7 protein-coding genes are annotated in these 13692 nt (G+C 54.9%); all 7 read left to right on the top strand.

Features of this window, described 5'->3' with window-relative positions:
* Window positions 1-108 precede the first annotated feature (108 nt).
* The 7 genes from PUT07_RS18560 (at window position 109) to PUT07_RS18530 (ending at window position 13682) form a co-directional block, all read left to right on the top strand.
* Entirely contained in the window at window positions 109-1026 is a 918-nt protein-coding gene (locus tag PUT07_RS18560) for an ABC transporter permease (RefSeq protein WP_274470878.1), read from the top strand.
* Window positions 1020-1883 (top strand): carbohydrate ABC transporter permease, encoded by an 864-nt coding sequence (locus PUT07_RS18555; RefSeq protein WP_274469847.1) that lies wholly within the window; start codon window positions 1020-1022, stop codon window positions 1881-1883. Before PUT07_RS18560 ends, PUT07_RS18555 begins: the two co-directional genes overlap by 7 nt.
* A gap of 49 nt (window positions 1884-1932) precedes the next feature.
* Complete coding sequence (locus tag PUT07_RS18550) at window positions 1933-4185, top strand: AraC family transcriptional regulator (protein ID WP_274469846.1); 2253 nt, start codon at window positions 1933-1935, stop codon at window positions 4183-4185.
* A 27-nt stretch (window positions 4186-4212) separates the two neighbouring features.
* The gene (locus tag PUT07_RS18545; protein ID WP_274469845.1) at window positions 4213-5223 is read left to right on the top strand and encodes a zinc-dependent alcohol dehydrogenase; all 1011 of its coding nucleotides are present in this window, start codon (window positions 4213-4215) and stop codon (window positions 5221-5223) included.
* Between the two features lie 115 nt (window positions 5224-5338).
* On the top strand, window positions 5339-8581 hold the full coding sequence (locus PUT07_RS18540) for a PQQ-binding-like beta-propeller repeat protein (RefSeq protein ID WP_274469844.1): 3243 nt from the start codon (window positions 5339-5341) through the stop codon (window positions 8579-8581).
* A 19-nt stretch (window positions 8582-8600) separates the two neighbouring features.
* The gene (locus PUT07_RS18535) at window positions 8601-9374 is read left to right on the top strand and encodes an endonuclease/exonuclease/phosphatase family protein (RefSeq protein ID WP_274469843.1); all 774 of its coding nucleotides are present in this window, start codon (window positions 8601-8603) and stop codon (window positions 9372-9374) included.
* Between the two features lie 1044 nt (window positions 9375-10418).
* On the top strand, window positions 10419-13682 hold the full coding sequence (locus tag PUT07_RS18530) for a glycosyl hydrolase (RefSeq protein ID WP_274469842.1): 3264 nt from the start codon (window positions 10419-10421) through the stop codon (window positions 13680-13682).
* Window positions 13683-13692: the final 10 nt, after the last annotated feature.

The following is a 13692-nucleotide window of genomic DNA, read 5'->3' as shown; positions in this document are numbered from 1 at the left end:
ACGGCACCGCCGGCATGGGGAAGGCGCCACTCGTCCGGATCGGAGGGAGACCCGCCAATGCAACAACCAATCATTGGGGCGGAAGCCCCGGCACGCTCCAAGAAGCCAATGAAGGCCAGACTTGCCGATGCTCTGCGGCACATGAAGCGGGACAGGCAGCTTCTGATTCTTTTCGCCCCTTGTTTGCTGTTCTACATCTTGTTCCGCTACGGTCCGCTCTATGGCTTAATCATTGCCTTCAAGGACTACAGTGTGTTTACCGGAATCTGGGGCAGCGAATGGGTGGGATTCAAGTATTTCATTCAATTTTTCACGAATCAAGATTTTTGGATGTTGTTCAGAAACACCTTCCTATTAGGAATTTACACCCTTGTTTTCGGATTTCCGTTTCCGATCCTGCTTGCAATTTTGCTGAACGAAGTACGTGTGCAATGGTTCAAGAAGTCGGTTCAAACGCTGAGTTATCTGCCCGCGTTCCTGTCCGTCGTCATCATATCCTCGATGATTATTGACTTTCTGTCTCCGGGCAGCGGGTTGTTCAATCAGTTTCTGGCGGCGCTCGGCTTCCCTAAGAAATATTTCCTGATCGATCCGGGCTGGTTCCGCTCCATCTATGTCATCTCGGATATATGGGAGAAGATCGGGTATGAAGCAATCATTTACTTGGCGGCAATAGCAGGCATTAACCCGACGCTGTATGAAGCGGCGAAGGTTGATGGCGCAAGCCGATTCGGCATGATGCGGCATATTACGCTTCCCGGTCTGCTGCCAACCCTGCTGGTGATGTTTATTTTGAAAACCGGCTCGATGATCCGCATCGGCTATGAAAAAGTTTTGCTGTTGTACAATCCGATGACGTATGAGGTCGGCGACGTCTTTTCCACTTATGTGTACAGGAAGGGGCTGCTGGAATCGAATTACAGCTATGCATCGGCGGTCGGCATGTTCGAAGCGCTCGTCGCGATGATGATGCTGCTCGGAGCCAACTATATAAGTAAACGGATCGGAGGAAACGGGTTATGGTAGGAAGCCGCAAAATTACCTTGTTCACCATCCTGAACGCGCTGCTCTTATCCTGTGTAGCCGTAGCAACGCTCTATCCGGTGCTGTATATTTTGGCGGTTTCTTTGAGCGATACGTCAGCGGTCATTCAAGGCAAAGTATTTTTATTTCCGAAGGGCTTGAACTTCGACGCCTATAAGGAAGTGCTCAAAAACGATAAAATTCCGAGAGCTTATCTCAATTCCGTTTATTATACGGCGCTCGGTACGTTCATCAATTTGCTTTTTACGGCGGTAGCTGCTTACCCGCTCTCCCAACGCACGTTTTTCGGGCGGAAATGGTTTATGCTGATGATCGTCATCACGATGTTTTTCAATGCGGGCATCATCCCGACTTATATGGTCGTGCAGCAGCTCGGACTTCTCGATACGGTGTGGGCGCTGGTGCTGCCGAACGCGATATGGACGATGGAGCTCATCATTTTGAAAAGCTTCTATGAGAACATGTCCACGCAAATTCGCGAAGCAGCGCTTATCGATGGCGCATCCGATTACCGCATTTTGTTCTCCATCGTCATTCCGCTCTCCAAGCCGGCGCTGGCTTCAATCGGACTGTTTTATTTCATGGGACATTGGAACAGCTTCTTCCTGCCGATGATTTATTTGAGCGATAAGGATATGTACCCGCTGCAGGTCGTGCTGAGGGATATGCTCATCTACAACGCGGAGAATGATGCAGGGCTTGTCGACCGGGCCGCACTGGCGCCGCAGGCGATGAAGAATGCAACGATCGTGCTTTCGATGATTCCAGTGCTGCTGATGTATCCGTTCGCGCAGAAATATTTCGCCAAAGGGGTGATGCTCGGTTCGGAAAAGGGTTAAAGCGACGACTGTTGAATTATAGTTGGATGACATCGTATGAGGTGATAAGGTGACGCCGATCAATCGTTTAATGGCGAGCAGGGGGCTCCTGCAAATTTTCTGCGCATTGCTGTTAGTCATCGTAATTATGGTCGTATCCAACTACATCGTCTACAAAAATTCGATTTCCGGCATTTATGATAAAGTGACCCAGAATAACCGGCTTGTCATTAAAAATATTATTCAGTCGTTCGACAGCTCCTTCGCTGCGGTGAACAATCTGATTTTTGCCGTACACGGGCTGCCTTACGACCTTGAGTCGCCAGACAAGAGCATCGATATGGCCAAAGCTTATACGCTTCAAGAGCATATCGCAAGGCTGGCATCCTCCATCGATTATATTGAAGATGTGATCGTTTTTTACGATAATCTGGATTTGACCGTTACGGCCAAGGGAACGAGCGACTTCAACGTCTTGTTCGACAAAAAGTATAAGCACGATACGTATAGTGCCAAATATTGGCGAATGTTTGCCAGCTCCAAGCATGAGCAGACGGTGTTTCCGATTACGGATTTCGCGGTCATGGCGGACGGATTAACCCGCAGAACCCAGCAGCTGATGGCTGTGTCGGACGGCAATAAGGTGCGGTTATCCAATAAAAACGTGATGGTGCTGCTGAATGCCGAGCGGCTGCTCAAGCAGATGGACCTCAAGTCGATGATTCCGGGTGCTTCCTTAGTCGTGCTTGATGCCAACCGGAATGTTGTGCTGAGCACCGACAAGTCGCAGGATCCGAGCGATATTCTGGATGAGGTTTATTTCAGTCCGGACAAAGAGGCGACGCTGACCCGCAAGAATTTCGAGTATAACTTCTACAAGTCGGAGTACAACGATTTTATTTATATCAACAAAGTTCCGTACCAATTTCAAAATATCGGTTCCGTAGAAGCCGCCAATCACATGATTATGATTTCTGCCATCATCAGTGCGGTGCTGCTGTCCGCTTTGCTTAGTGTGTATTTGTACCGGCCGGTTAAAGATATTTTGAAGCTGTTTGGCGGCGGACATGTGAAGGGCAACGATTTCCGGAAAATATACAGCGGCATCGTCAAGGTGCAGGCGGAGAACGAATCGCTGAGAGCAGCGATGGATTTCGCGGATAAGGAGCTGCGCAGAGGTGTTTTCCTGCAAATGCTGGACGGCTATTCGTATTCCAGGGAGCTGGAAATGCAGCTGCAGAAGCATTACGCATTCTTTTTCCCGGAAAGGCAGTTTGTGATGGCTGCGCTGCAGATGAAGCCGCCGGCAGCAGGCGATTCGCAGCCGGGAAGGCCGATAGAAGAAATCGCGTCCATGATGGATGAGGGGCTGCGTACCGCGGGACCTGCCGCCGTCTTTTACACGGGACATCTGGAATTCGTGGCGCTCGTTGCGATTCGCCAGCCTTCCATGCGCAAAGTCGTCATCGAATGCCTGGAGAACTTCGTGAAGCGGGCGGTCAAGGAAGAGCTGCAAGGGCACGAGCTCTGGGCCTGTGTGAGCAAGCTCTACGATGCCAAGACAGCCCATTGCCATGAGGCTTACCAAGACATTAAGAATGCCCGGCTATACCGGAATATCAATGCAGAGCGGTCGGTCGTTGATTTGGAGACAATCCGGTACGTGTCCCAAATTCATTTTCCATTCGAGAGAATCGAGAAGCTGTCGAATACGCTGCTTAGCGGCAAAAGTGATGAAGCGATGAGCATTTTGCTGGAAATCGTTCAAGAGAATACGGAACGCGGCATCCATCTGCACCAGTTTGCACACATTGCCAAAAGCATCTTTTACTATCTGATGAAGCATACGGATTCGTCGGCTGCCTCGAGCAAGGAGAGTTTTCAACTGGAGACGGCCTTTTGCCGGAAGGTTGACAATGCGTACAGCTGCGGGGAAGTTACGGAAGCGCTGCAAACGGTCGTGCAGTGGATCGGAAGCAGACGGCTGCAGGAGGGCAAAAGCAAGCTGAATCCGGAATTTATCACCCAATACATCGAGCTTCATTATATGGATAATCTCTATCTAGACCATATGGCTGAAGTGTTGAATACGAGCCCGAAATATTTTTCCAACTATTTCAAGAAAACGTTCGGCGTCGGCTATGTGGATTATTTGAATAAGATAAGGCTGTCCCATGCCAGGGAGTATCTCAAGCAGACAGAGCTAAGCGTGGCGGAGATCGGGGAGAAGACAGGATATCTGAATGCTTCCACGTTCACCACCACATTTAAGAAATATTATGGCATTTCGCCGAGCGAGTTTCGCAAGAAGCCAGGAGGTTAATTGCCGGAGGAAATGAGGAGAGCAAGGATGAAAGCTGTTGCCGCTTTAAAAGGGAAGATTACGATTACCGAGCTGGAAGCCGGCCCGGTGCCGCCAGGGCATGTGCGGGTGCGCACGGAATATTCGGCCATTAGTCCGGGCACGGAAATGACGTTCATTCGCCGGGCGTCCGAACAGCTGGCCGTGCTGGGCTATAGCGCCGTGGGCATCGTTGAAGAAGCGGGCGCGGATGTCCGTCATTTGCAGGTCGGCCAGCGTGTTGCCTGCTACGGAGCGCCGTATGTCCGCCATGCGGAGCGGCTGACGGTGCCGACGAACTTGACGGCAGCGGTCCCCCCGCACGTGCAGCCGGAAGATGCCGCCTTCGCGGGGCTGGGAGCGATCGCTATTCATGCGCTGCGCACGGCCGATCTGCGATTCGGCGAATCCGCCATTATCGTGGGGCTCGGCATTCTGGGGCAGCTGATCGCCAGGATCGCCTCGGCAGCGGCCTACCGCGTGGCGGGCTTCGATACGAATCCGCACCGGGCCGAGCTGCTCCGGCAGCGGGGCGTCGAATGTGCGGTTGACAATCAGGCGCAGCTGGAGGAGCGGCTGGCAGAGCTCACGGGAGGCCATGGCGCCGACAGTGTCATTTTATGCGCCGGAGGGCCGGGGGAGGAGCTGATCGACAGCTCGCTTCGCTGGATACGCGACAGAGGGAAGATTGTGATCGTCGGGGACTTGTCGACGTCGTTCTCACGAGGGCTGATGTTCGGCAAAGAGGCGCAGGTGCTGATCTCCAGAGCCGGCGGACCAGGCCGGTACGATGCCGGATATGAGCTGGAAAACAAGGATTATCCGATCGGCTTCGTGCGTTGGACGGAAGGCAGGAACATCGCCGAATATATCCGGCTGCTTGCCGAGAACCAAATTTCCCTGGAAGGACTGATTTCAGACACGTATCCGATGGAGCGGGCGCAGGAGGCCTATGAAGGGTATGCGCAGTCGTCTAACCGCATGGGGACGCTGCTGAGTTACGGCAAAACATCGAGTTAAACGCCAGGGACACGGGAATGTGGAACACGGACTTGTGTAAGTTTGAAAGCGTTTGCAAAAATGAAGAGTTCATTTCAAGGCGTAAATCTAACTGAAACTTGAAGGAGGCCATGTCATGATAATCGCAAAGTTTCGTGTTTTTATCCTTATGATGTGCTGGCTTGTCGCAATGGCAGGGTGGGGAACGGGGACGTTATCTGCGGCGGAAGGCAGCCGCTTGTCGCAGAAAACGTACGGGAGCCCGGAGGAGCTGCTCATCCCGAACAATTATACGGTAGCAGTGTTTAACGGTACGGTCGGCAAGGAGGAGGGCCGGTATGTGCTTTATGCTACGAGCAAAGGAAAGCCCGGCCACCTCAACGTTATCGATCTGGAGGACTATAAACTGCTGAGAAGCATTCCGCTTGCTCCGTCGGAGAGCTCCTGGGCACACACAGTCGCACCGGACGGCACGCTGTTTCTTGCCGCAGATGGCGGCGGAGCCAGGCTGTGGAGCTATTCGCCCGTCACACATACGCCCGTTCAAGTTGCCCAGTTCGACGGACAATCCGTGCCGAACAGCATTACGACGGATGAGCAAGGCCGCGTGTACGTGGGAACTTATCCCGGGGGCAAGGTGTATCAGTATGACCCTGTTACGAAGCTGACGAAAGATTACGGCAGAGTGATCGGCGCAACCGATCAGGAGTACGTGCGCTCGATCGCTTACCAGGGCGGTAACGTGTATGCCGGAACCGCGCATAAGCAAATCGTCCGGGTCAACCTGGCGACCGGAGAGAAAACGGACATCGCCGCTGCCCTTCCGGTGAAGAACGATACCGTTTACGATCTGGATACGATCGACGACCGTTATTTGTTTGCACGATACACAGACGGCAGCGGTATTCCCGGAGAGGCGTATATTTACGATACGCAGAGCGGCTCTTGGCTGGATGTGGAGCTGGAGAATGTGACCGGGCTGCACGCGACGGACTCGGTGGATGGCAAGATTTATTATATGTCCGATAAAAAGCTGAAAACATTCGATCTGGCTACCCGCGAAGTGGCGTTGACGGGGATGGAATATGCATCCGGCTTGCGCGGCGCGGATTGGGCGGAATTCCCGAACAACCCTGAGCTGCCGGGCAAAACGCTCGTCACCGTGCGGTACGACGGCGGCGTGACGTTCATGAATATCGCAACGAAGCAAGTGATTCTGAAGCCTCCGGTCATCCCCGGTCTCCCGGGCGTAGTGAATCGGGTGGCGGCGGTTTCTCCGACACAGCTGATCACAACCGGCTCGCAAGCGCGTTCGTCGCTCGTCGATTTGACGACTAACACGGCGAAGCCCTTCAGCATCGGCCAGGCGGACAGCGTCTATGCAGTGGGCAATAAAGTATACATGGGCGTGTATCCGGAAGGCGGGCTGTACGAGTACGATTTGAGCGCCGAACCGGGCGAAACGAATCCGAAACGCCTGGCAGTACTGGGCAACGATCAGGAACGGCTTGTGAATATAACGGGGGCGGAAGGCAAATTGTTCGTTTCCACGATTTCGGGTTACGGAACGCTGGGCGGATCGCTCACGGTTTATGACCCGGCAACCGGAGAAACCGACGTTCACCGCCATGTTGTGGAAAATCAAAGCGTGCTCAGCACGGCCTACCTGAATGGCAAAATTTTCGGCTCGACGACCATTCGCGGCGGCTTAGGCTCTGAGCCTACGGCGGAGGAGGCTAAGATTTTCGTTTGGGATGTCGCCTCCGATCGCAAAATCGCCGAGTTTCCGCTCCGCGTTCCCGGCTTAACGAAGCCGATCTTCATCGGCGACCTCGCAGCAGGACCGGACGGCCTTATTTGGGGCGCATCCTATGAATATATTTTTGCGATTGATCCAGTGACGTACAACGTCGTGAAAAGCAAAAAAATATATCCAAGCCTCAATTTCAGCCAATGGGCCCATCATCCGCTCCGCTGGTCCGACGACGGCTTGCTCTATGTTCTCTTCAATAATAAGCTGACCGTTATCGATCCGGAAACGCTTGAATTCCGTACGCTTGCGGACACGTCCAGATTCGATTTGGGCATGGACGGCAACTTGTACTTCACGGATCAGGCAACGAATACCATTTTGTACCGGATGCAGGTAGACGGCGACATTGTGGAGCCGCCGCCGGGACTTCCCGTCTCCGTTCGCAACGCAGGGTTTGAGGAGCCGCTGAACGGGAGCACCATCCCCGGATGGTCCTCGCTTTTCGCAACGGGTGCCGATTACCGCTACGAAATTAGCGATAGCAAGCATTTCTCCGGGACGAAAAGCTTGAAAATCACGGATAACTTAAGAACCGCGTCCGTCGCACTGCAGAGCGCCAAGTTTCCGGTGAAAGCAGGCGACGAATACAAAGCGAGCGTGAACATCTATATTGAATCCGGCCAACCGGGCTTTATGTTCCGCTTCTTTGACCAAAACAACGCAACGATCTCGACGCTCGAGATTCATCTCGACGAATCCAGGTTAGCGCAGTGGCAGAAGGTTGCGCTTCAAGGCAAAGCGCCGGCGAATGCCGTCAGCGCCAGCCTGATCGCCGTGACGAGCCGATACAACATGGCGTCCGCTTTCTATGATGACTTCGCTGTGAGCGTGAAGGATACCGCCGTTCCTGTTTCTACCATCAGCATGAATCCGCAGCCGAATGAATATGGATGGATCAACCGGGATGCGGGGATAACGATCCAATCGACCGGCGCCTATAACATCACCTATTCCGCCGCCGGCTCGCAGGTCATCGACAAGACGACGGTCCAGAGCAATACGGCACAGTTAGCGATTACGGCGGAAGGCGTCACCACGGTGACCTATGGTGCAGCCAACTTCTCAGGCTTGGCGGAACCAAGTCGGTCCTTCGACGTGCGGATCGATAAGACGGCACCTCTCGTTCAATTCACCGGGCAGCCTGCCTATACCGTTCAGCAAGCGGTCTATATCGGCTGCGCAGCTTCCGATACCGTATCCGGTTTAACGAATAACCCATGCTCCGAGCAACTCATGGGAGTGCCGGCTTATACGCTGGAGCCCGGCAATCATGAAATCGCAGCTACGGCTACCGACCGGGCAGGGAACACGACGACAGCGGTTTATACATTCCGAATTGATGTCACGTATGATGGCATGTGTGAACTGATACGTCAATTCCTGGGCTCGGATGCAGAAGGCCTCTGCAAGCAATTGATGCTGGCGCAGGAAGCGGACCAGCGCGGGAAGAAGAATATAAAGGAAGCTATGATCCACGCTTTCAACGTCGAGATGAGCGCGCTAAGCGGCAAGAAATTGACGGCCGAACAAGCGCAAACTCTGACAAGGTTGGCTGCGTATTTATAATCGGCGAGGAGGAAGGAATTTGGAGTTAACCGTTATGACGTTTAACCTCCGTGTTCATGTTGAGCAGGATGGCGAGAACGCCTGGCCGCACCGCATAGAGGCGGCGGCCGAGGCCGTGCGTGCGTCCCGGGCGGCTATCATTTGTACGCAAGAAGGCAAGCATGCTATGCTGAGGGATTTGCAGGAGCGGCTCCCCGAGTACGCATGGCTGGGCGAAGGTCGCAGCGGCGGGGAAGATGGCGAGTATTGCGCCGTCTTCTACCTCCGCGAAGACTTCGAGCTCATGGAGAGCGGGACGTTCGGTTTATCCGAACGTCCTGAAGAGCTCGGATTCATGAGCTGGCAAACCGCCTGCCCGCGCATATGCACATGGGCGCAGCTGCGGCATAAAGACGGTCGCTCGTGGCTCGTCTTCAATACGCATTTGGATCATATCAGCGAGGAAGCCAGAAGAGAAGGGGCCAAGCTGATCGTTCAGCGGATGGAGGATATCGTCAGTGACGGATCGGCGGAACTTCCCGCAGTGCTGTGCGGCGACTTTAACTGCGGACCGGGGAGTGAAGCCGTTCGCATTCTGCACCAGGCGGGCATGCGCAGTGTGTACGCCGTCATGGATGAACCTCCCGGCCTGACGTTCCATAATTTTAGAGGCGGTGAGGCGGGGGAGCCGATTGATTATATTTTCATCTCCGCGCAAGCGGGCATCGTCTCGGCGCATGTCGACCGAAGCTTATATGGTGGCGGCCGATATCCGTCCGACCATTACCCTGTATGTGCGCGAGTTGAGCTGTAACAAGAATGAAGAACCGGAAGCGATTCCGGTTCTTTTTTTTGTCGGAGACTGTTTCTCCTGCGCTAACGGACACAGCAGCCGTTATTTGGCGATTTATGGCTCTCCCCAGGCTCTAACGGACACCAGAGCCTCTATTCCCCTGGAATAGGGCAGAATTAGGCAGAAAATGGACAAATAGCGTCTCCCCTGTCCGTTAGAACTAGACATCAGGCCAAAGTTCACAAATAACGGTCGTGGTGTCCGTTAGCTCTTCCGGCCTTCGCCCCTCTACCTCTGCGGATGGCCCTGCTCAGGCCACTATCCTGTCGGCTCATGAGCCGAACCCGCTCGCCCCCGCACGGATGCCCTGCTCAGGGCACTATCCCGTCGGCTCATGAGCCGAACCCGCTCGCCCCCGCACGGATGCCCTGCTCAGGCCACAATCCCGTCGGCTCATGAGCCGAACCCGCTCGCCCCCGCACGGATGCCCTGCTCAGGCCACAATCCCGTCGGCTCATGAGCCGAATCCGCTCGCCCCCCGCATGAATGCCCTGCTCATGCAACTATCCCGTCGGCTCATGAGCCGAATCCGCTCACCCCTCGCATGAATGCTCTGCTCATGCAACTATCCCATCCGCTCATGAGCCGTATGCGTCTGTGTTTGTTGTATGTGTGTCCAGCAGCCCCTCGCATGCAAGTCCTGTTCAGGCCACTATCCCGTTGACTCATGAGGAGTGTGCGTTCTGACTTTTGTGTTTGTGTGTTCGCCTGCCCCCCGCATGCATGCCCCGCTCATACCACTATCCCATCGGCTCATGAGCCGTATGTGTATGTTAGCTCATGAGCCATGTGTATGTGTTTTTGTCTGTTCCGCCCGCATACCCGGCAAAGCCCGATATCCCTAGCCTGTGCAACAATTTGCAATGATTTGCAACGAAATCTAAGCCCGCAAAAAAGTGTAATCGGGCCATTTGGCCAGCTGCAAGAAATGATTCTTGCCGGGAAGCGGGCACGCGCATAAAGTTGGGATACAAAGTTGCGAGTATGGGGAGGTTTTACAATAACATGGAACGGTTTATGGATCCGGGTGCGGAGTATAGAGTTCAGCCGTTTTGGTTTTGGAACGGCGATATGAACGATGATGAGATTGAGAGACAGATCGAAGAGATGCACGTGCAAGGCGTAGGCGGCTTCTTCATTTGTCCCCGTCAAGGGCTGCAGATTCCGTACTTGTCGGAAGCCTGGTTCGATAAGGTGCGTTTTGCGATCGAAGCTGCGAAGAAGCGGGGCATGCACGTGTACCTCTACGACGAGTATCCGTATCCGAGCGGCATAGCGGGCGGCGAAGTGACGCTGCTTCATCCGGACGCCAAGCACCAGACGCTGGTGACGAAGACGCTCCGAGTCAGGGGCGGAGCCAAGGTGCGGCAGGAGTACCCTTGGGCGAAGGTGATCTATGCCAAAGCGGTGCCGGTCACGGAAGGCGGCGTTCGGCTGTGGGATCAGCTCGTCGATCTGAAGGACGCGATCGGCAACCTGCAAGCGGACCCCGTGTTTCAGAAGACGGGGCTGACGACTTATAACCAGAAGCGCTTTTTCACATACCGGACTGTATTCCAGCTTGATTGGCAAGCGCCGGACAGTGCGTATGAGTGGGATATTCTCGTGTACCAGGAGAAGGAGATTGAAGATTTCAAATACTACGGGACTTTCGTGGACCCGTGTCATAAGGAAGCGATGCAGACTTTCATCCATTTGACGCATGACCGGTACGCCCGATACATCGGAGATGAATTCGGCAAGACGGTCAAAGGGATGTTCACGGACGAAATCGGACTGCTCGGCTCGATGCCTTGGACGCCGAGGCTGGAGGCTTACTTCCAAGAGCGCAACGGCTATTCGATTACGGCAAACATCGCGGCGCTGTCCCACGCGGATTACCGGGATGCTGCACGGATCCGCTATGACTACTATCAAGCGCTGCATGAGCTGCTAACGCAGTCCTATCATAAGCAAGTTTACGATTGGTGCGATGAGCGCGGGCTGCAGTATTTGGCGGAGGTGCCGTCGATTCGCATGACGACCCAGCGGTTCAGTCATGTACCGGGCGGGGATAGCGCGCACGAGAAGCTTGGACGCTCGCTGGAGTGGATCTTGCGGCGGTATGCGTGCAGCTTCCGCGACAATCCCAAAATGACGAGCTCGATCGCCCGCCAGCTTCGCCGCCAACGGAACGTGGATGAATGCTTCCACAGCGTCGGCTGGTCGATGAATATGCAGGATGCCAAATGGATGATCGATCGCATGGCGGCTCTGGGGACGAATTTCTTCACGTTCCATGCGTTTTTCTATACGGTGGACGGTTTGACGCAGCATGATGCGCCGCCATCCCAATTTTATCAGAACCCGTATTGGCCGCACTTCCGCAAGCTCGGGGACTATGCCGGCCGCATCAGCTATATAATGGCGCAGGGCACCGCGGATATTCGCATCGCCATGCTGGATCCGACGACAACGTTCTGGACGCACATGGGGAACCCGCTGCACCATTTTGACTACGGCGGCGATGACGCGGTCGAGAAAGCGAAGCTGGAGCAGCTGAAGGACGATTGGCGTTCCCTGAGCGTCAATCTGCTGCAGACGCGCCGCGATTACGATCATCTCGATCCCGAACTGCTGGCTGAAGCGGAGATTCGGGACGGCAAGCTCGTGATCGGCGATGCGCAATATGCGGTTCTGCTGCTGCCGCCGATGGCGAACCTGGAGCAGAAGGCTTGGGAAGCGGCACAGCGTTTTCTTGCCGCCGGAGGCACCGTGATCTCCTTCGGTTTGCTGCCGAGCCAGCGCATCGAAGCCGGCAATACCGTGCCGGAAGAAGCGATGAAGGCGTTCGGGCTGCCGCAAGCGCCGGATAACGGCTACTGGCATGGACAAGGGCTGCCCAGCCAGGATGTGTGCAAGGGTGAGCAGGAAGCCTATTTCATCCCGCGCCAAGGCGCAGCTTCGCCGCAGGAAGCGCTCGGTAAGCTGGATGCGCTGCTGGATCGCGTACTGGCCAGAGCCGTTACGCTCGAATGCAGCCGGCCCAACCGCTCTTTCCTGCTGCAGGGCAGATATATATCCGAGTCGGAGTATATCGTCTTCGCGAGCAACCAGGAAGGCGAAGCGTGGGAAACCCGGATCACAGCGGATCTATCGGAGATCTGGCCTGATGCCGGACCTGCGACTTACGCAGCTGCCGAGCTGCTTGAACTGGAAACAGGCGGCAGCAGCCCTGTACCGGTAGTAACAAGCGATGAACGCAGTACGCTTACGATGAGCTTTGCACCATATGGCTCGCGTATGATTCGTCTGCGCAGGCAGGAAGCAGCGGCAATTCCGGCGGCAGAGCCGATTGATGCGATGGAGCGCCTTGCGGTGAGTGCGGAAGGCCCGTGGGAGCAGCAAGCGCTGACGCCGAATGCGGTACGCTTCGAGAACTTCCAGCTGTCGATCGGAAGTCAGGAAGGCGCGGGCGAGTGGGTGCAGGCGAAAACCTTCATCGATCAATGCGCCGATTTGGCGGATAGCTTCAAGCTTCCCGTATCGTTCGCGCAAATCTTCGGCACGCCGAAGAAGATGAAGCTGGCGTACCCGATTCCATGCCGGTATACCGCCAGATTCTACGTGGAGCGCATACCGGAGCAGTGCGAGCTGCTGATGGATCAATCCGCCATTCTGGGCGATTGGAAGCTTGCAATTAACGATAACGTCTACACCGAGACGGATTTCAAGCAGCGAATCGTTTATGATCATGCGAACCGCTTATGCGATCTGAAGGAGAGCCTGGTTCAAGGCTGGAACGAGCTTACGGTTCATGTTGAGATAAATGAAGATTGGCAAGGCGTCGTCGATGCGCTCTACTTATACGGAACGTTCGGCGTACAGCTCGATGAAGAATCGAAGAGCCCGGTCGTCACGGAGGCGCCGGGCGCAGCAGCTAGCCTTTCTACGGACAGCTACTACCCGGGATATCCTTATCTGGCCGGAACACTTGCTTTCAGCCGCGAATGGGTGCTGGAAGCTCTGCCGGCAGGGGAGCGCTACGAGCTGGCCTTCGACGGCTGGAACGTTCACGATGTGGTGGAAGTGTTGGTGAACGGCAAGTCATTAGGCGTAAGGCCGTGGTCCCCTTACACGTGGGAAGGCGATACGCCCGGCTTGCAGCAAGGCGTCAACCGGATCGAAGTGCGGGTGACCGGCACACTGATCGGCCTGTTGGAAGGCAAATATTTCGATTACCGGGAACACCGCATAGATGACATACACAGCGAGAGGAGAATACCGTAAATGCACAACA

The organism is Paenibacillus sp. MAHUQ-63, from assembly GCF_028765165.1.
Taxonomy (GTDB): Bacteria; Bacillota; Bacilli; order Paenibacillales; family NBRC-103111; genus Paenibacillus_E.
This window is presented reverse-complemented; position numbering and strand designations above follow the sequence as displayed.